General features: G+C 71.9%; 16 protein-coding genes and 2 pseudogenes. 9 read left to right on the forward strand and 9 right to left on the reverse strand.

Going from position 1 to position 19557, the window contains the following annotated elements:
• Window positions 1–1362: glycoside hydrolase family 95-like protein (locus tag ABZ896_RS45390; protein ID WP_360942711.1), on the forward strand; the 1362-nt coding region annotated here is incomplete at its 5' end.
• Entirely contained in the window at window positions 1359–2564 is a 1206-nt protein-coding gene (locus ABZ896_RS45395) for an SGNH/GDSL hydrolase family protein (protein ID WP_360942714.1), read from the forward strand. The genes ABZ896_RS45390 and ABZ896_RS45395, both read left to right, overlap by 4 nt.
• On the opposite strand, the pseudogene ABZ896_RS45400 reads toward ABZ896_RS45395, so the two are convergent.
• The 5 genes and pseudogenes from ABZ896_RS45400 to ABZ896_RS45420 form a co-directional block, all read right to left on the reverse strand.
• Window positions 2561–5485 (reverse strand): annotated as a pseudogene (locus ABZ896_RS45400) (AAA family ATPase). The gene ABZ896_RS45395 and the pseudogene ABZ896_RS45400 overlap by 4 nt on opposite strands.
• A gap of 81 nt (window positions 5486–5566) precedes the next feature.
• Window positions 5567–5920 (reverse strand): UBP-type zinc finger domain-containing protein, encoded by a 354-nt coding sequence (locus ABZ896_RS45405; RefSeq protein ID WP_360942717.1) that lies wholly within the window; start codon window positions 5918–5920, stop codon window positions 5567–5569.
• Window positions 5917–7374: an ATP-binding protein gene (locus ABZ896_RS45410; RefSeq protein ID WP_360942720.1), complete on the reverse strand. Its 1458-nt coding sequence runs from the start codon at window positions 7372–7374 to the stop codon at window positions 5917–5919. The genes ABZ896_RS45405 and ABZ896_RS45410 overlap by 4 nt, the downstream gene beginning before the upstream one ends.
• On the reverse strand, window positions 7371–9047 hold the full coding sequence (locus tag ABZ896_RS45415; protein WP_360942723.1) for an FAD-dependent oxidoreductase: 1677 nt from the start codon (window positions 9045–9047) through the stop codon (window positions 7371–7373). The genes ABZ896_RS45410 and ABZ896_RS45415 overlap by 4 nt, the downstream gene beginning before the upstream one ends.
• 120 nt (window positions 9048–9167) lie before the next feature.
• Complete coding sequence (locus tag ABZ896_RS45420; protein WP_360942726.1) at window positions 9168–9524, reverse strand: VOC family protein; 357 nt, start codon at window positions 9522–9524, stop codon at window positions 9168–9170.
• A gap of 60 nt (window positions 9525–9584) precedes the next feature.
• Here ABZ896_RS45420 and ABZ896_RS45425 point away from each other — a divergent pair, with 60 nt between their 5' ends.
• Entirely contained in the window at window positions 9585–10457 is an 873-nt protein-coding gene (locus ABZ896_RS45425) for a universal stress protein (protein ID WP_360942729.1), read from the forward strand.
• Window positions 10458–10472: 15 nt separating this feature from the next.
• Here ABZ896_RS45425 and ABZ896_RS45430 read toward each other — a convergent pair whose 3' ends face one another.
• The 3 genes from ABZ896_RS45430 to ABZ896_RS45440 form a co-directional block, all read right to left on the reverse strand.
• A complete protein-coding gene (locus tag ABZ896_RS45430) occupies window positions 10473–11708 on the reverse strand; it encodes a DUF4032 domain-containing protein (protein WP_360942732.1) in 1236 nt (411 codons plus the stop codon).
• Between the two features lie 41 nt (window positions 11709–11749).
• Window positions 11750–12496 (reverse strand): MBL fold metallo-hydrolase, encoded by a 747-nt coding sequence (locus tag ABZ896_RS45435; protein ID WP_360942735.1) that lies wholly within the window; start codon window positions 12494–12496, stop codon window positions 11750–11752.
• A 197-nt stretch (window positions 12497–12693) separates the two neighbouring features.
• Window positions 12694–13314 (reverse strand): alpha-ketoglutarate-dependent dioxygenase AlkB, encoded by a 621-nt coding sequence (locus tag ABZ896_RS45440; protein WP_360942738.1) that lies wholly within the window; start codon window positions 13312–13314, stop codon window positions 12694–12696.
• A gap of 114 nt (window positions 13315–13428) precedes the next feature.
• Between ABZ896_RS45440 and ABZ896_RS45445 the strand changes: the two genes are divergently transcribed.
• Window positions 13429–14046: a TetR/AcrR family transcriptional regulator gene (locus tag ABZ896_RS45445; RefSeq protein ID WP_360942741.1), complete on the forward strand. Its 618-nt coding sequence runs from the start codon at window positions 13429–13431 to the stop codon at window positions 14044–14046.
• A gap of 17 nt (window positions 14047–14063) precedes the next feature.
• On the forward strand, window positions 14064–15737 hold the full coding sequence (locus ABZ896_RS45450) for an FAD-binding dehydrogenase (protein ID WP_360942744.1): 1674 nt from the start codon (window positions 14064–14066) through the stop codon (window positions 15735–15737).
• Here ABZ896_RS45450 and ABZ896_RS45455 read toward each other — a convergent pair.
• Window positions 15734–16084 carry a DUF488 family protein gene (locus ABZ896_RS45455; protein ID WP_360942747.1) on the reverse strand — a complete coding sequence of 117 codons (351 nt, stop codon included), beginning with the start codon at window positions 16082–16084 and terminating at the stop codon, window positions 15734–15736. The genes ABZ896_RS45450 and ABZ896_RS45455 overlap by 4 nt on opposite strands.
• A 140-nt stretch (window positions 16085–16224) precedes the next feature.
• On the opposite strand from ABZ896_RS45455, the gene ABZ896_RS45460 reads away from it, so the two are divergent.
• From ABZ896_RS45460 to ABZ896_RS45475, 4 genes and pseudogenes are all read left to right on the forward strand, one after another.
• On the forward strand, window positions 16225–17604 hold the full coding sequence (locus tag ABZ896_RS45460; RefSeq protein ID WP_360942750.1) for a M1 family metallopeptidase: 1380 nt from the start codon (window positions 16225–16227) through the stop codon (window positions 17602–17604).
• A 48-nt stretch (window positions 17605–17652) separates the two neighbouring features.
• Window positions 17653–18420: a L,D-transpeptidase family protein gene (locus ABZ896_RS45465; protein WP_360942753.1), complete on the forward strand. Its 768-nt coding sequence runs from the start codon at window positions 17653–17655 to the stop codon at window positions 18418–18420.
• Window positions 18421–18439: 19 nt separating this feature from the next.
• Window positions 18440–19138, forward strand: a complete 699-nt coding sequence (locus ABZ896_RS45470) for a response regulator transcription factor (protein ID WP_360942756.1) — start codon at window positions 18440–18442, stop codon at window positions 19136–19138.
• A pseudogene (locus ABZ896_RS45475) lies at window positions 19135–19557 on the forward strand (two-component sensor histidine kinase); the annotation flags it as partial. The gene ABZ896_RS45470 and the pseudogene ABZ896_RS45475, both read left to right, overlap by 4 nt.

Here is a 19557-nt window from a genome sequence, read left to right on the forward strand (position 1 = left end):
CCCGAACTGGAGGCGCAGTACCTCCAGTTCGGCCGCTACCTGATGATCGCCGGATCGCGCGGGAGCCTGCCGCTCAACCTCCAGGGGCTGTGGCTCGACGGCAACGACCCCGACTGGATGGGCGACTACCACACCGACATCAACATCCAGATGAACTACTGGGCGGCCGACCGCACCGGCCTCTCCGCGTGCTTCGACGCCTTCACCGACTACTGCGTGGCCCAGCTCCCGTCCTGGACCGACCTCACCCGCCGGCTGTTCGACGACCCCCGCAACCGCTACCGCAACTCCACGGGGAAGAACGCCGGTTGGACGGTCGCCATCTCCACCAACCCCTTCGGCGGAGGCGGCTGGTGGTGGCACCCGGCGGGCAACGCCTGGCTGTGCAACTCGCTGTACGAGCACTACGAGTTCACGGCCTCTCGCGCCCATCTGGCCAAGATCTACCCGCTGTTGAAGGGTGCCTGCGAGTTCTGGGAGGCACGCCTGCTGACCATGACCCTTCCCGGCACCTCGCGGGAGGTGCTCGTCGCCGACAATGACTGGTCGCCCGAACACGGCCCGCTGGACGCCAAGGGCATCACCTACGCCCAGGAACTCGTGTGGGCGCTGTTCGGCAACTACTGCGCGGCGGCCGCCGAGTTGATGAAGGACTCCGCGTTCGCCGACACGATCGCGGGCCTGCGCAAGCGCCTCTACCTGCCGGTGGTCAGTCCCGAGACGGGCTGGCTGGAGGAGTGGATGTCGCCCGAGAACCTCGGCGAGACCACCCACCGGCACCTCTCCCCGCTCGTCGGCCTCTTCCCCGGCGACCGGATCCGCCCCGACGGCTCCACCCCGGCCGACATCGTCGAGGGCGCCACCGCCCTGCTCACCGCACGCGGCATGGAGAGCTTCGGCTGGGCCAACGCCTGGCGCAGCCTCTGCTGGGCCCGCCTCAAGAACGCCGACCGCGCCTACCAGCTGGTCGTCAACAACCTCCGGCCCTCCACCGACGGCAGCAACGGCACCGCCTTCAACCTGTTCGACATCTACCAGGTGGAAAAGGGCCGCGGAATCTTTCAGATCGACGCGAACCTGGGTACTCCAGCGGCGATGATCGAGATGCTGCTCTACTCCCGCCCCGGCCACCTGGAACTCCTGCCCGCCCTGCCCGACGCCTGGGCCGCCTCCGGCTCCCTCACGGGAGCGCACGCACGCGGCGGCTTCGTCGTCGATCTACGCTGGCGGAATGGCACACCGACCGAGGCACGCATCCGCAGTACCGGCGGCCGCACCACGACGGTCGCGTACGGAGGGACCCCCCGCACCGTGACGCTGCAGCCGGGAGCCACCGTGACCATGAAGGATCTGGCCCGGTGAGCGGCCGTCCCGCCCGCGCGGGCCGCCTCCTCGCCGTCACGGTCGCCGCGGCCGCCCTCCAGTCCACTCCCACCCAGGCGCTGGGGAGCCCGCCCGACGGCGTCGTCACCTGGGGCACGAGTGCCGACCACATCGGCGACGCGGTGGCCGACCGCGGCTACCGCATGGTCGTCCACACCAGCGTCGGCGGCCGGGACGCACGGGTCCGCCTCTCCAACGCCTTCGGCGACCGGCCGGTCACCTTCGACAGCGTGTACGCCGGTCTTCAGCAGGAGGGCGCCGCCCTGGTGCCCGGCAGCAACCGGCGGCTCACCTTCGACGGCTCGTCCACCGTCACCGTGCCGGCGGGCTCCGTGGTCTACAGCGATCCGCGGCCCGGCCGACTGCCCGCCGGTTCGAACCTGGTCGTCAGCCTCCACACCCCGGACGCGGCGGGTCCGGTCACCGGCCACTGGATGGCGATGCAGACGTCGTACGTCACCCGGGGCGACCACACCGCCGAGACCGCGGCGACCCACTGGACCGGCACCGTCGGCTCCTGGTTCTACCTCGACGCGGTCTCGGTGCACCCCGCTCCCGGCACCGGCGCCGTGGTCGCGCTCGGCGACTCCATCACCGACGGCTGGCACTCCACCACCGACGGGAACCGCCGCTGGCCCGACTACCTCGCCCGCCGCCTGGTCAAGGCCGACAGCACGGTCAAGGGCGTGGCCAACGAGGGGATCTCCGGCAACAAGGTGCTCGCCGACGGAGCCGGTGAGAGCGCTCTGAACCGGCTGGACCGGGACGTGCTCTCCCATCCGGGCGTACGGACGGTGTTCGTCTTCGAGGGCGTCAACGACATCAAGGCGCACACCGGCGTCACCGCACAGGACCTGATCGACGGCTACCGCGAGATCGCCGACCGGGCCCACGACGCCGGCACATGCGTGGTCGTCTCCACCGTCGCGCCGTTCAAGGGCTGGCCCGAATGGGACCCGGCGGGCGAGGCCGTACGCCAGGAGGCCAACGCGTATATCCGTGGCCACAGCGGGGACTTCGACGCCGTGGCCGACTTCGACCGTGTGCTGCGCAGCCCCTACGACCACGAGCGGATGCTGCCCGCCCTCGACGGCGGCGATCACATCCACCCCAACGACAAGGGCATGCAGGCGATGGCGGACTCCGTCGACCTGAACTCTCTGGAGTGCGCGAGGAGTTAGTCCCGGGCCGTCGTCTCCGGGGAGATCAGACCCTCCCGGTAGGCGACGGCCACGGCCTCGGTGCGGCTCGCGGCGCCCAGCTTGGCGAGGATGTTGGAGACGTGCACGCTCGCCGTCTTCCCGCTGATGAACAGCTCCTCGCCGATCTGCCGGTTGCTGCGCCCGAGCGCCAACAGCCCCAGTACGTCCTGCTCGCGGGAGGTCAGGACGGACTCCGCGGGGGAGGCGCCGACGGACAGCCGGCCCCGCCGGATCAGTTCGTCCACCTGCCCGAGCAACACCGTGGCGTCCAGCCGGACGGCAGTCTCCCGTACCGCCCGGGCCTCGCGGGCGGCCTCCTCCCGGCGGTCGGCGGACAGGAGCGCCTCGGCGTACCGCAGCCGACAGCGCGCCGGCTCGTACACGTCACCGAAGTCGAACGCGGCCACCGCCTTCTCCCAGGCCGCCGCGTCCGGCCCCGACACGGCCCGCAGCCACTCCGCCTCGGCCCGCGCCAGCCACGCCTGTCCCTCCGGGCCCTGAGGGGTGCCGTTCTCGCCGTGCCGCGCGGTCTCCCGCGCCAGCTCGACGAGCTCGTCCGCGCTCTCCGCTCAGCCGCTCGCGCCGGCCTCGTCGCCGCCGCGGCGCAGCCCGTCGGCCCGGTCGGCGACCGCCGACAGCGCGAGCGCGGCGAGCCGGACGGACACGTCGGGTCGGGTGCCCGCGTCGTCGGTGAGCGCGGCCACACTCGACCGCACCCGCTCCAAGGCCGCCTCCGCGTCCCCCTCCAACGCCGCCGCGTCGGTCAGGACGATGCTCGCCACCAGCGTCGCCATCCAGTCGAACGGCCCCTCCGACAGCGCCCGCGCCCGGTCCACGACCGTGAAGTCCCCCCGCGCGAGCGCCACGTACAGCGCGGGGCCCATGGTGTACCCGCCGACCGCGGGCAGCAGTTCGACATCGGCACGCGCGGCAGCGAGACACTCGTCCCAGCGGCCCAGTATGTACAGCACGAGCAGTCGCAGATGGCGCATCGCCATCGGATACGGCGACCAGAGCAGCCGGGCACCACGGGCCCGGTCCAGCCCCTCGGTCAGCCAGGACACGCACTCGTCCAGGTTCCCGCACTCGTAGCAGCCCATGGCGAGGTTGAACAGCGCGCGGGTCTCCACCGACGCGTTGCCCGCGCCCCGCGCCAGCTCACGCGCCTCCTTCAGCCGCTTGCGCCCCGCCGCCGAACGGCGGCCGCCGCCCTCCATGTTGGCGAGCGTGATCAGCAGATCCGCGTGGGCGTCGGCCACCCCCAGCTCCTCGGCGACCGGCTCGGCCCGCCGGGCGACCTCCAGGGCCTCCTCGGTCCTCCCGGCCTGGCGCGCCACCAGCACGTGCGTGGCCGCCGCCCAGACCCAGGTGGGCGAGGGCGGTTCGGCCGGAATCATGGCGAGCGCCTGACTGCTGTGCGCGAAGGCGGCCGTCAGGCTGTCGACCTGCATCAGGTTCCCGGCGAGCGTGTAGCGGACCCGGGCGGCGAGTTCGGTGTCCGTCCCCTGGCCGACTCCGGCGAGCGCGGCCCGGGACAGCGCCACCGCCCGGTGCGCCTCCCCGGCGTGTGCGGCCGCCGCGGAGGCGCGCAGGGTCAGCGTCACCCGGTCCATGCCGTCGCCCGCGGGCCGCGCGGACGACTCCACCGCCGACCACAGATCGAGGGCCGCCTCCAGATGCCGTAGCTCCTCCGCCGGGGCGCCCACCCGGTGCGCGTGGTCGGCGGCCTCCAGCGAGGCGGCGAGCGCCCTGGCCAGGTCATGACTGGCCCGATAGTGGTGGGCCCGCTCGGCGGCGCACTCGGGCGGGCTCCCGGGCTCGTCGAGGAACCGCGCGAACGCGCCGTGCAGACGCGCCCGCTCGCCGGGCAGCAGATCCGCGTACACCGCCTCCCTGGCCAGCGCGTGCCGGAACTCGTACGTGTCCCCGGCACCGGGCACGAGCACCTGCCGCCCGATCGCCTCCCGCAGCGCCGTCTCCAGCACCTCCTCGGGCAGGCGTACGGTGCCCCGCAGCAGATCGTGCTCGACACGGCGCCCGGCGACGGCGGCGGTGCGCAGCACCTGCTGGGCGGTGTCCGACAGCTGCTCGAAACGCAACAGCAGGACGTCGGCGAGCCCGCTGGGCACCCCGGCGACGCCGCTGTCGGTGGCGGCGAGCAACTCCTCCGCGTAGAAGGCGTTGCCCTCGGCCCGCTCGACGATCCGCCGCACGGTGTCCTCCGGCAGCGGCCCCGCCCCGAGCGCCCGCACCAGCCGCGCCACCTCGGTGTCGGGCAGCGGCCGCAGCTCCAGCCGCTCGACCCCGGGCAGCCGCACCAGCTCGGCGAGCAGGGGCCGCAGCGGATGGCGCCGGTGCAGATCGTCGGCCCGGTACGACCCCAGCACCGCCAGCCGATGGCTGAGCACACCCCGGCTCAGCAGGAACCGCAGCAGATCCCGGGACGACTGGTCGGCCCAGTGCAGGTCCTCCAGCACGAGCAGCAGGGGAGCGATGTCCGAGAGATCGGCGAGCAGCCCGGCCATCCCCTCGAACAGCTGGAGCCGGGAGTCCTGAGCGGACTCCCCGCCACCGCCCAGCAGCCGCTCGACGACGGGCCGGGCCGCCAGAGCACCACGGCACCGCTCGTCCGAGGCGAGCTGCCCGAGGATCTCGGTGAACGGCAGATACGGCAGCCCGACATCCCCGAGATCGACACAGTGCCCGGTGAGCACGGTCATCCCGTCGCGGGCCGCCTGCCCGGAGACCTCGTCGAGCACCCGGGTCTTGCCGACCCCCGCATCCCCGGAGATCAGAACAGCCCGCGCCTCCCCGTCCCGGGCACGCTCCAGCACATGAGCAAGACGGGACAGCTCATCGGAGCGCCCGATGAACGGAGAGGCAAAGGAGGGCAGAGGCACTGGAACATCCTGTCACTGAACCCACCTGGAAAGGGGCGCGGGGAACTGCGCGACCAGCCACAACGCACCCGCACCCAGAACTCAACGCCGAAGAACCCGAGCCCAGTCATCCGGAACCCGCCCCGCAGGGCCAGGCGAAGGCTGATCGACCGGATGACTCCCCGGCGACGCAAGAGACGGCCCCGACTCGAACATCTCGCGCGTCTCGAAGTTCCAGAACCACTCCTCACCCGGCTCGAAACTCTGCACGAACGGATGCCCGGTCTCCCGGAAATGCCCGGTCGCGTGCTTGGACGGCGAGGAGTCGCAACACCCCACATGCCCGCACTCCGCACACCGCCGCAGATGGAACCACCACCCACCCGCCGCGTCGCACTCCACACACCCGTCCCCACTCGGCGGCACGGAGGCCGAGATCCCCTTCAACTCCGTCATACCGACTCCTCGTTCGTGTCGTTCCCGGCAGCCGTGAGAGGCAGCAGCACCTGGAACCGTGTGTCCCCCGGCGACGACTCCACCTGCAACGTCCCATGGTGCTTGTTGACGACGATCCGCCAGGAGATGTCCAGCCCCAGCCCGGTCCCCTCACCCACCGGTTTCGTCGTGAAGAAGGGATCGAAGATCCGCCCGCGGATGTCCGCGGGGATCCCGGGCCCGGTGTCCCCGAACTCCACCAGCAGCCGGTCGTGGTCCAGCCGCGTCCGCACGGTCAACGTCCCTTCCCCGCCGACGCTGTTGATGGCGTGCACCGCGTTGTCGATGAGGTTGGTCCACACCTGGTTGAGCTCGGCCGGGTAGCAGGGCACCTTCGGCACCGTACGGTCGTACGCCTTGACGACCTTGATCTGCTGCCCGATCTTCCCGGAGAGCATCAGCAGGGTGCTGTCGAGGAGGTCGTGCACGTCGGCCACCTGGTACGGCGCCCGGTCCAGCTGGGAGTACTGCTTGGCCGCGTCGACGAGATGGGAGATCCGGGCCGTGGAGTCGTTGATCTCGTCCATCAACAGCTCGGTCTCGACGGTGTAGTTGAGCCAGCCGATGGCGTTCGGCAGCATGTCCTCGTCGAGGGCGGCCGCGACCTGGTCCAGCCAGTCCACGTCCAGTCCGGCCTGCACGAAGCTGGGCGCGATCCGCCAGCCCTCCTGGATGCCGTGGTCGTCGAGCCAGTCGGCGAGTTCGTCCTCCCGGTCGGAGGCCTCCAGCGGGCTCAACGTCGGTGCCTTGGCGACGCGTTCGGCGGTGCGTTCCTGGATGTCGATCAGGTTGGCCATGGTCTCGGGCGTGTAGGAGCCCTGGGCGATGATGCCGAGCTTGTGCCGCATCTTGCCCACCCGCTCGCGCAGGGTCTCCGTCGCGCGGACGGCGGCCGCCGCGGGGTTGTTGAGCTCGTGCGTGAGCCCGGCCGACAACGAGCCCAGCGCCAGCAGCCGTTCGCGCTGCCCGATGGCCCGCTGGGCGCTCTTCGAGCCGAAGAACAGCCCCTCCAGCAGATGGACCGCCATGGGGAACCACTCCTCCATGAAGCCCGCGAACTGCTCCGCGGGCACCACGAAGAACCGCGAAGTGTCCGTCACCCGCATGGAGTTGCTGTAGATCTGCGGTACCCGCTCACCCAGGTAGGCCTGCACGGCTCCCGCGTACACCCCGCGCTGCGAGGTCCGGGAGACCTCGATGTCGTCGCCGCCGACCCGGCGGGAGAGCACGACGGTCCCCTCGATGAGCACGTAGAAGCAGGTGGCGGGATCACCCTCGGTGAAGACCGGCCCCGGCTCGAAGCGCTCGACCCGGCCCGCACTGCACAGCTGCCCCAACTGCTCGGCGGACAGCTTCTCGAACAGGAACAGCGACCCGATCTCCTCGGGGCTGCACGGCAGCACCTGGCCGCTCACGACTGCTCCAGATACCGGTGGACGAGCATCACGGCCATGGCTCCCTCTCCGACGGCGGACGCGACCCGCTTCGCGGACTCGGCGCGCGCGTCGCCCGCGACGAACACGCCCGGAATGTTGGTCTCCAGGTGGTACGGCGGCCGGTCCAGCTCCCAGTCCGCCGGCGGCCGCCCGTCGGGGGTGAGGTCGGGCCCGGCGAGGATGAACCCGTGCTCGTCGCGCAGCACCGTGCCGTCCAGCCAGCCGGTCAGCGGGGCCGCGCCGATGAACACGAACATCCACTGCGCGTCGACGAGTTCGGTCTCCCCGGTGTCGACGTCGCGCAGGGTCAGCTGCTCCAGATGGTCCGAGCCGTGCGCCGACTCCACGACGGTCCGCGCCCGGACGGAGATGTTCGGGGCCTCGTTGATCTGCTGGATCAGGTAGTGCGACATCGACGCGGCGAGGTCGGGACCGCGCACTAGCAGCGTGACCGACTTGGCGCCCCGGGACAGGTACATCGCCGCCTGTCCGGCCGAGTTGGCGCCGCCGACGATGTAGATGTCCTGCCCCTGGCAGGAGGCGGCCTCGGTCAGCGCGGAGCCGTAGTACACCCCGCAGCCGGTCAGGTCGGTACAGCCGGGCGCCTCCAGCTGCCGGTACGACACGCCGGTCGCCAGGATCACGCTGTGCGCGGCGACCGCCGACCCGTCCGAGAACCGTACGGTCCGCGCGGCCCCGTTGATCTCCAGTCCCGCCACCTCGCGCGCGGTGAGGATCTCGGCGCCGAACTTCGCCGCCTGGCGCCGGGCCCGGTCGGTGAGCTGGGCGCCCGAGACCCCGTCCGGGAAGCCCAGGTAGTTCTCGATCCGTGAGCTCTGCCCGGCCTGCCCGCCGGTCGCCGACCGCTCGACCAGCACGGTCCTGAGCCCCTCCGAGGCGCCGTACACCGCCGCCCCGAGCCCGGCCGGGCCGCCGCCGATGACGACGAGGTCGTAGAAGTCGGCGGTGGGCGTGGTCGCGAGCCCCACATGGGCCGCGAGGTCGGGTGCCTCCGGCTCGACCAGGGGCGTGCCGTCCGGGGTGATCACCACCGGCAGCCGCTGCCCGTCCTGCCCGGCGGCGGACAGCAGCCGCTGCCCCTCGGGCTCGTCGGTGGAGTACCAGCGGTAGGGCACCTGGTTGCGGGCCAGGAACTCCCGCACGTCCGAGGAGCGCGCCGACCAGCGGTGCCCGACCACCTTCGTCGCCGGCACCGGGCGGTACTCACTGCACCGCCACGCCTCCAGGAGGTCGTCGAGGACCGGGTAGAGCTTCTCCTCGGGCGGGTCCCAGGGCTTGAGGAGGTAGTGGTCGAGGTCGACGACGTTGATCGCGTCGATCGCCGCGTTGGTGTCCGCGTACGCGGTCAGCAGCACACGGCGGGCCCCCGGATACACGTCCAGGGCCTGTTCGAGGAACTCGATGCCGTTCATCTGCGGCATGCGGTAGTCGGCCAGGATCACCGCCACGAGGTCGCCGCGCAGCTTCAGCTCCCGCAGCGCCTCCAGCGCGGACTCGCCCGACTCCGCGCGCACGATCCGGTACGACTCGCCGTAGCGCCGCCGCAGATCGCGGGCGACGGCACGGGAGACCCCCGGGTCGTCGTCCACGGTCAGGATGACGGTCCGCGCCGATTCGGCGGCCTGTGCCATACGTCTCCCACCCCGAGCGGTCGGTACAAGGGCGCGGTGTCCCCGTTGTCACCGGCCCGGTCCAGGCCATCGTATGTTCGAGCGCCCCGCCGCGCGCGGGTATGGCTGTCCCTGCCGGTGTCAGGCTCGGCGCGGGGCCAACACGCAGAACTCGTTCCCCTCGGGGTCCTGGAGCACCACCCACGGTTCGTCGCCGGTCTGGCCGATGTCCGCGCGCCGTGCGCCGAGGGCGAGCAGGCGGGCCACCTCGGCGTCCTGGTCGTCCGGCCGGAAGTCCAGGTGGAGCCGGTTCTTGACGGTCTTGCCTTCCGCCGCCGTCCCGAAGAGCAGGCCCGGCAGCCGGTCCTTCTCGGGCCGGATCTCGTACTCCTCGGGGCCGTCGTCCACGACCACCCAGCCCAGCGCCTCCGCCCACCAGCGCCCGAGCGTCTGAGGGCCGGCCGCGTCGACGATGACCTGTTCCCATTCCAGTGCCATGTCGGCAGCGTAGTGAAGACTGGGCTGCGAGGATCTGACCGCGAACAGGGAGGCCGGCGCATGACGCGCGCGATCACCGCAGGTGTCGACGGAACCGAGGAGAGCCTCGCCGCTCTCGGCTGGGCGGCCCGGGAGGCGGTCCGGCGGGGGCTGCCGCTGCGGGTGGTGCACGCCTGGCGGTTCCAGCCGTACGAGGGGATCGACGCGGGGGACCGGGACACCCAGGCCGGCTGGGCGCGGACCGCCGTGGAGGAGTCGGTCCGGGCCGTCGCCGGGCGCCACGAGGGGCTCGACGTGCGCACCGAGGTCGTCGAGGGCGCCGACGTCGACGTGCTGGTGGCCGCGGCGGCGGAAGCCGAGTTGCTGGTGCTGGGCTCCCGCGGGCACGGCCCGGTCGTCGGCTTCCTGCTGGGCTCGGTCGGCCAGCAGGTGATCGCCGAGGCCGCCCGGCCCGTCGTCCTGGTGCGCGCGGGCGACCAGGCCGCCGGAGAGGCCGCGGGGCGCGAGATCGTCGTAGGACAGGAGGGCGAGCCCGAGGACAGTGCCGACGCGCTGCGGTTCGCCTTCGAGACGGCGGCGGCACGCGGGGCCACCGTGCGTGCCGTGCGGGCCTGGACGCTGCCGCCTGTCTTCGCCTACAGCCCCGGCTCGATGAAGCTGCTCGACGAGGCCGGCGGCCTGGAGCCGTACGAGAAGACCGCCCTGGCCTCGGCCCTCCAGCCGCTGCGGGAGAGCTTCCCCGACGTGCCGGTCGTCGAGCACGTCGAGATGGGCAGCGCGGGGCAGGTGCTGCTGTCGGTGGCGGCGCGGGCCCAGCTGATGGTCGTCGGCCGCCGGGCCCGCCGCACCGCGGTGGGCGCCCGGATCGGCTCGGTCGCCCACGGTGTGCTGCACCACGCGGACTGTCCGGTGGCCGTGGTGCCGCACCTGTGAGTCAGCCGGGTCGAGTCAGTCCGCCACCGTGGGTTCGAGCGTCTCGCGCGCCTTGGGCAGGATGTTCTCGATGTAGTCCTTGACCGCGATGTCGATGCCGATGTCGTGCTGCGCCCGCTCCGACAGGTACCAGCGGTGCTCCAGCAGCTGGTGGTAGATCTCGGCCGGGTCCATCGTGCCCCGCAGCTCCAGTGGCACGGCCCGCACGGTGGGCCGGAAGACGTCCCGCACCCACCGGTGGGCCAGTACCTCGGGGCGGGCGCCGAGCGGGTCGCCCGGGGCGTAGTCGTCCTGGGTGGCCATCCAGCTCTCCAGGTCGGTGAGCAGCCGCCGGGCCTGGTTCTCCTCGGTGTCGAGGCCGGTCAGCCGCAGGAGCTGCCGCTGGTGGTGCCCCGCGTCCACGACCTTCGGCACGAAGGTGACCGTGTCGCCGTTCGCGGCGTGCTCGATCTGCATCTCGGCCACGTCGAAGCCGAGTTCGTTCAGGCGCCGGATCCGCCGCTCGATGAAGTGGTACTTGCCCGCCGGATAGACGGAGGTCCGGGTGAGCTCGTCCCACAGCCTCCCGTACCGCGCGCAGATCTCCATGCCGAACTCGATCGGGTCCACGGAGGGGTGCAGCGCCCCGGAGGCCTCCAGGTCGAGCAGCTCGCCGCTGATGTTGACGCGGGCCAGATCCAGGTCGTAGTCCCGCTGGCCGGGGCTGAGCTGCGGATGCAGGTCGCCCGTCTCGGCGTCCACGAGGTAGGCGGCGTAGGCGCCCGCGTCGCGCCGGAAGAGGGTGTTGGACAGCGAGCAGTCGCCCCAGGCGAACCCGGCCAGGTGCAGGCGCACCAGGAGGACCGCCAGGGCGTCCATCAGGCGGTGCATGGTGGCCGGGCGCATGGTCGTCTCGAACATCGAGCGGTACGGCATCGAACCGCCCAGATGCCGGGTGATCAGCACCGGCTCCAGCGGGGTCTCGTCCTCGCCGGCGCGCCCGGTGACCACGGCCAGCGGGTCGACCGCGGGGATGCCGAGCCGGTCCAGGTCGCGCAGCAGCTCGTACTCGCGCAGCGCGGGGCGCTCGGCCAGCTCCTTGACGGCGATGACCTCGTCGCCGGCGCGGGCGTAGCGCACCACGTGGCGCGATATGCCGCGCGGCAGCGGGACCAGGTACTCGTCCGGCCACTCCTCCAGGGGGAGGTGCCACGGCAGTTCGAGCAGGAGCGCGGGGTGCTCGGGATTGGTGGCGCTGATCTGCAGTGCCATGGGTGGTTCGTCCTTGCCTCGCCGGTGATCGTCACCTCACCTTAGAGCGCCCGGTCCCTGGCCTGAAGTGCCGCTTCACGGAGTGGACCGCGGTGGGCCGGGCCGTGGCCGGGCAGCAGCAGGTCGCCCTCCAGTTCCGCGTAGACGTCGAGGGAGGCGACCGTACGGGCGCGCTCGTGGTGGAACATGTCGGGCAGCAGCTGGGGGCCCTTGGCGCGCGAGGTGGGGTGGCCGCTGACCAGGCCGTCGCCGGAGACCACAGCGCCGAGCGCGGGGAGGTGGAAGGCGCAGTGGCCGTCGGTGTGACCGGGCGTGTGCACGGGGACCGGTCTGCCCGGCAGGTCGAGCGCGCCCTCGGTGGGGAACGGCTGCGGGGCGGCTACCGGCACATGGGCGGTGCCGCCCGAGCGGATCGCGTGCACCGACCAAGGCAGCACCCCGGGCCGCCAGCCGTTCTTGAACACGGTCCCGACGCTGACCTGGTGCAGGAAGTCCCGCCGTGCGTGCGGGACTTCGGCCTCGTGCAGGTAGACCGGCATGCCGTACGCGCTGCGCAGGAACTCGGCCGAGCCCAGATGGTCGTTGTGGGCGTGGGTGATGAGGACGGCGGTCACGGCCTCCGGCGCGCTGCCCACCTCGGCGAGGGAGGCGAGCAACTGCTCCCGGTCACCCGGGTAGCCGGTGTCGATCAGTGTGGCGGCGTCCCCCTCGGTGAGGATCACCCAGTTGGTGTTGCTGCCGTGCACCAGATAGGTGCCGTCGGCCACTTGCCGCACGCCTGTGCCCATGATCGTCCCGCCCCGCTGTGGTCCTACCCGTCGCGACACAGCAAAGCAGATGATCTCGCCAACCGGAGCGGCGGGTACCGGTCGTTGACGCCGGCGCACCATGACGAGGTCGCCTCCGGCACCGTCCGCCGGAGGCGACCCCCGCGTGCGCCCGAAGCGGCCGCCTCTCCGCCTCGGCGCACGCCGTCCCTGGTGTCTCAGCGCACCCCGTCCGGGCGGAACTGGACACTGATGCGCGGTCCCGTCGCGCGCGTGCTCTTCGGTACGGCGTGCTCCCAGGTCCGCTGGCAGGAACCGCCCATGACGATCAGGTCGCCGTGCCCGAGCGGCCGGCGCACCGTCTCCGCGCCGCCGCGCACCGGACGCAGCAGCAGGTCCCGGGGCGCGCCCACCGAGAGGATCGCGACCATCGTGTCCTCGTAGGCGCCGCGCCCGGTCCGGTCGCCGTGCCAGGCGACGCTGTCCCGGCCGTCGCGGTAGTGGCAGAGCCCCGCCGTGGTGAACGGCTCCTGCCCGTAGTGCGCGGTGAGCGCGTCCCGCGCCTCGGCCAGCACCGGGTGCGGCAGCGGGGCGTCTCGGCCGTAGAAGGCGAGCAGCCGCGGTACGTCGACGACGTGGTCGTACATCGTGCGGCGCTCCGCCCGCCACGGCACCTCGGCGGCCAGTTGTTCGAACAGGGTGTCGGAGCCGGCGAGCCAGCCGGGCAGGACGTCGATCCAGGCGCCGTGCCCGAGACGGGTGCGGCGGATCCCGTCGAGCGGGCCGAGCCGGAGCCTGTCGGTCTGGTCGAAGAGGGAGCCCTGGAGGTGCGTGCTCATGGGTCCAGCGTACCCCTGATTCGAAAATCTGTTCCCATTTAAATCTGTCGTTTGTTCGACTCTTTCGATACATCGCTGTATCCGATACATTCGCGTATCGAACGGAGGTCGGTCATGGAGACAGCTCGGCGGGTGACGAAGCGGCGGGTCCGCACGCGCGCCAACCTCCTGGACGCCGCCTTCGCCGTCTTCGCGGCCAAGGGCTTCGGGCGGGTCTCCATCGAGGAGGTCTGCGAGGCGGCCGGGTACAGCAGGGGCGCCTTCTACTCCAACTTCGACAGCCTGGACGAGCTGTTCTTCGCCCTGTACCAGCAGCGGGCCGAGCTGATCGCCGATCAGGTGGCCGGCGCCCTCGCGCTCGACGGGCCGGGACTCGACGTGCCGGACGCCGTCGACCGGGTCACCGAGGTGCTGCTCCTGGACCGGGACTGGCTCCTGGTGAAGACGGACTTCCTGGTGCACGCGGCCCGCGCCCCCGAGGTCGCCCAGACCCTGCTCGAACACCGGGCCCGGCTGCGGCGGGCGATCGCCGACCGGCTGGCACGCGCGCGTGGGTACACCGAACTGCCCGCCGTGCTCGGCGACGTCGAGGGCGCCGCCCACGCCGTGGTCGCCGCCTACGACGGTGTGACCGTCCAACTGCTGCTCGACGCGGACGCCGACCGCGCCCGCGTCTGGCTGAAGCAACTGCTCACCGCGCTGCTCACCGACGGCAGCGACACCACCGTATGAGGGAAGGGACGGACGCCATGGACGCCGACGTCATCGTCGTCGGAGCAGGGCTCGCGGGCCTGGTCGCCGCGCACGAGCTCACCAGCCGCGGCAGGAGGGTCGCCCTGGTCGACCAGGAGAACGCCGCCAACCTCGGCGGCCAGGCCTTCTGGTCCTTCGGCGGACTCTTCCTCGTCGACTCCCCGGAACAGCGCCGCCTCGGCATCAAGGACTCCTTCGACCTCGCCTGGAGCGACTGGCGGGGCAGCGCGAAGTTCGACCGCGTCGAGGACGAGGACTCCTGGGCGGTGCGCTGGGCGCGCGCCTACGTCGAGTTCGCGGCCGGTGAGAAGCGGGCCTGGCTGGACGGCCACGGCATCAAGCTGCTGCCCACCGTCGGCTGGGCCGAACGCGGCGACCTGACCGCCCACGGACACGGCAACTCCGTGCCCCGCTTCCACATCGCCTGGGGCACCGGCACCGGTGTGGTCGAGCCGTTCGTGGCGTACGCCAAGCAGGCCGCGCGCGACGGGATGCTGACCTTCTACCACCGCCACCAGGTCGACGAACTGGTCGTCGAGAACGGCACCGCGCGGGGCGTGCGCGGGACCGTCCTCGCCGAGGACACCTCCGCGCGCGGAGTCGCCTCCAGCCGGGAAGGGATCGGCGACTTCGAACTCACCGCCCAGGCCGTCGTCGTCACCACCGGCGGCATCGGCGCCAACCACGACATCGTCCGCCGCTACTGGCCCGAGCGGCTCGGCACCCCGCCCGCCGAGATGGTCACCGGCGTCCCGGCCTACGTCGACGGCCGCATGCTCGACATCAGCGCGAGCGCGGGCGTCCGCCTGGTCAACCGCGACCGGATGTGGCACTACACCGAGGGCATCCAGAACTGGGACTCCATCTGGCCCGGCCACGGCATCCGCATCCTGCCCGGCCCGTCCTCCATGTGGTTCGACGCCCTCGGCCGCCGGCTGCCCGAGCCCTGTCTGCCCGGCTACGACACCCTCAGCACCCTCGAGTACCTGCGCACCACCGAGGACATCGCCGCCTACGACCACTCCTGGTTCATCCTCACCCAGAAGATCATCGAGAAGGAGTTCGCGCTCTCCGGCTCCGAGCAGAACCCCGACATCACCGCCAAGGACAGGGCGGGCTTCCTCAAGGAGCGCATCCTCGGCAAGGGCGCGCCCGGGCCGGTCGACGCGTTCCTGCGCAAGGGCGCCGACTTCGTGACCGCGCCCAACCTGGAGCAGCTCGTCGAGAAGATGAACGGGCTGACCGAGAAGGCGCTCCTCGACACCGACGTGATCCGGCGCCAGATCGAGGCCCGCGACCTCCAGATCGCCAACACCTACAGCAAGGACGCCCAGGTACAGGGCATCCGCAACGCCCGCCGCTACATCGGCGACCGCCTCGGCCGCGTCGCCACCCCGCACCGCATCCTCGACCCGGCCGCCGGTCCCCTGATCGGCGTCAAGCTGCACACCCTGACCCGCAAGACCCTGGGCGGCATCCAGACCGACCTGGACTCGCGCGCGCTCGGTGTCGATGGCGAGCCGCTGGAGGGGCTGTACGCGGCCGGTGAGGTGGCCGGGTTCGGCGGCGGCGGTGTGCACGGCTACAACGCCCTGGAGGGCACCTTCCTCGGCGGCTGCCTCTTCTCGGGGCGGGCGGCGGGCAGGGCGGCGGCGAAGCAGGTCGGCTAGGACTCCAGCAGGCGCACCAGCACGGTGGCGTGGCTCTGCTCCGGTGTCTTCGAGGCCGTCAGCAGGGTCACGCTCCCCTTGGCCGTCAACTCCCTGACATGTGCCAGGAGTTCGGCGGCCCCGGGATCGGACAGCTCCGCCTCGTACCGCTCGGCGAACTCCTCGTAGGAGCCCTCGCCCGCGTGGTACCAGCGGCGCAGCTCCGTCGACGGGGTGAGGGCCTTCGGCCACTCGTCCACGCGGGCCGCGTCCTTGGACAACCCGCGCGGCCACAGCCGGTCGACGAGGACGCGGACTCCGTCCTCGGGCTCGGGCGGGTCGTAGACACGGCGGACGCGCACGCTCACGGGCGGCCTTTCCACGAAGGGGCGGGTGCGTCCGGAGCGTACTGCGCGCTCCGGTGCGACTTGACCGGATCGAGAGCGAGTTGCGGGGGAGGGGGCCTTTAGTGTGAAGCCCGTCCACCCCCCCACCCGTAGGAGTGCCTGTGCCGAAGGCCGTCAGACGCACCTTCGTCCTCGTCACCACCCCCGTCGCCCTCGTGGCCCTGCTCGGAGCCGCCGCGCCCCCGTCCCAGGGCTCCTCCGGCGCCGGCGACCCGTACTTCCCGCTCGCCGGGAACGGCGGATACCACGTCGGCCACTACGGCCTGACGCTCGACTACGACCCCGGCAGCGGTCATCTGGCAGGCACGGCGGTTCTCACGGCCCGGGCCTCCCAGCGCCTCACCCGCTTCGACCTCGACCTGAACGGCCTCACGGTCACCGGACTCACCGTCGGACACACCAAGGCCGCCTTCCGCCGCGACGGACAGGAACTCGTCGTCACCCCGAAACGCGCCCTGCGCAAGGGGGAGTGGTTCACCGTCACCGTGGCCTACAAGGGCAAGCCCGCCCCCGTCACCGACCCGGACGGCTCGCTCGACGGCTGGATCCCCACCGACGACGGCGCCTTCGTCGCCGGGGAACCGCAGGGCGCCATGACCTGGTTCCCGGCGAACAACCACCCCAAGGACAAGTCGTCGTACGACATCACGATCACCGTCCCCAAGGGGCACACGGCGGTCTCCAACGGCGTCCTGCTCGGCGAGCGGACCGCGCACGGGAAGACCACCTTCCGCTGGCGGCAGAGCGAACCCATGGCCGCCTACCTCGCCACGGCGACCGTCGGGAAGTTCAAGGTCCAGCAGTTCACCACCCGCGACGGCCTGCACGTCTACAACGCGATCGACCCCCGCGAGGCCGCCGCCGCGACACCCGTGGTGAAGCAGCTGCCGTCCGTCCTTGAGTGGGAGAGCAAGCTGTTCGGGCCCTACCCGTACCGCGCCGCCGGGTCGATCGTCGACCACGCCCCGAACGTCGGCTACGCGCTGGAGACCCAGACCAGGCCCGTCTACGACCGGGCACCCGACCTGAGCACCCTCGTCCACGAGAGCGCCCACCAGTGGTTCGGCGACTCCGTCTCCCTGACCTCCTGGAAGGACATCTGGCTCAACGAGGGCTTCGCGACCTACGCCGAGTGGCTCTACGCCGAGCAGCACGGCGGCGACAGCGCCCAGAAGACCTTCGACGAGCTGTACGCCAAGCCGGCGAGCGACGGCCTGTGGGAGTTCCCGCCCGGCGACCCCGGCAGCGGCGCCAACATCTTCGGCACGCCCGTCTACGCCCGCGGCGCGATGACCCTGCACGTCCTGCGCGAGGCCGTCGGCGACCGGACGTTCCTCAGGATCCTGCGGACCTGGGCCGGCGAGCACCGCGACGGACACGGCACCACCGCGCAGTTCGTCGCCCTCGCGGAACACCTCTCGGGGAAGAACCTGGACAAGCTGTTCCAGACCTGGCTCTACGCGCCGGGCAAGCCGAACTAGCCCTGGAAACTGACGAGTTCCTCACAAGAGTCGGTCAGGCTCGGTCACATGAACAGACGTACGCCCCAGCTGGCCCTGCTCGCCGCATCCGTGCTCCTCACCGGATGCGGCGGCGCGGCCGTGGCGGGCACGGAGCAGAGCATCTCCACGCCCGTGTCCTCGCCCCCGCCCTCGGCCGCGCAGTCCCCTTCGCCGTCGCCCTCGGGGATGTTCTCCGCCGAATCGGCGCCGCAGCAGATCCCCGGCCTCGGGCCGAAGACCTGGGCGAAGGTGCCGGCCGACGCCCGGCAGGCCGTCGTCGTGACCGGCAAGGGGGCCAACTCGGCCGACTCCACGGTCGTCCTCTACCAGCGCACGGAGAACGGCTGGGAGGCCGGCGAGAGCTGGCCCGCGCACAACGCCTTCAAGGGCTGGACCGACCACCACAACGTCGGCGACCTCCGCTCGCCCATCGGCGTCTACTCGCTCACCGACGCCGGCGGCCGGCTCGCCGACCCGGGCTCCAAGCTGCCGTACGACCGCGACGACAACTTCGTCGTGTCCGGCACCGGATTCGAGGGCGAACCGCTCGCCGGTTCCTTCGACTACGTCATCGCGATCAACTACAACCGCAAGACCGGCACGTCACCCCTGGACTGGACCCGGCCCATGGGCGCCGGCCGCGGCGGCGGCATCTGGCTCCACGTCGACCACGGCGGCCCCACCCACGGCTGCGTGAGCATCGCCAAGGAGCACATGAAGGAGCTGCTCCAGACCCTGGACCCGGCCCTGCACCCGGTCGTCGTCATGGGCGACGCCACCTCGCTCGGCCGCTGACCCGCTTAGGATCCGCCAGGTGTGCGCACATGTGCTGGTAGCCGAGGACGACGAGATGCAGGCCGAACTCATACGGCGGTCCCTGCTCGCGGAAGGTCACACCGCGACCGTGGTCCACGACGGCCGGGCCGCCCTCGAAGCGGCCCGGCTGCTCGCCCCGGACCTCGTGGTCCTCGATCTGATGCTCCCCGTGATCGACGGCTTCGGGGTCTGCCGCGTCCTCAGGAAGGACGAGGACATCCCGGTCGTGATGCTCACCGCGCGGTCGGCCGAGGACGACGTCCTGATGGGCCTGGAGCTGGGCGCCGACGACTACGTGACCAAGCCGTACAGCCCGCGTGAGCTGATGGCCCGGATCCGGACCGTCCTGCGGCGCAGCGGGCGGGCGGCGGCCGACCGCAGGGAGAGTCCCGTCGTCCGGGCGGCGGGGCTCGCCGTCGACTCCGTACGGCACGAGATCCGGTGCGACGGAGAACTCGTGGAGTGCACGCCCGCGGAGTTCGAGATCCTGCTCGCCATGGCCGCCGAGCCGGAACGGGTCTTCTCCCGGCGGCAGTTGCTGGAGGTCACCCGGGGCACCGACCGGGCCTCCACCGAACGCGCCGTCGACGTGCACGTCATGAACCTGCGCCGCAAGATCGAGGCCGACCCGCGCCGGCCGGTCCGACTGCTGACCGTGTTCGGCGTCGGCTACAAGCTGAGCGGCGGCCGCGCGTGACGCCCCGGATACCGCTGCACAAGCGGCTGCTGGTCCGGCTCCTCATCACCTCCGGGCTCATCGCGGTGTGTTCCGTGGCCGCGACCGCCTGGCTGGCCGTGGCCACCACCACCCAGGCGCTGCGCGAGGAACAGGGACAGGCGCTCGCCGACGACATGGACGTCCTCTCCCGGCTCAGCGGGTACGCGGCGACGCACTCCGACTGGTCCGGCGTGACGGCCACGGTGAAGAAGCTGTCGGCGGACACCGGCCGACGTATCGCCCTGACCTCCTCGGACGGCAAGCTCATTGCCGACTCCGCGGCTCGCGGCGCCGCCCTGCCGCCGAGCGCGGCCGCCGCGATCGACCCGCTGACCACCGACACCTCCACCGAGCGCGGCGCCCAGATCGCCGGTATGGACCCGCGTGTGGTGGGCCCC

The organism is Streptomyces sp. NPDC047072 (assembly GCF_040643855.1).
GTDB lineage: Bacteria > Actinomycetota > Actinomycetes > Streptomycetales > Streptomycetaceae > Streptomyces.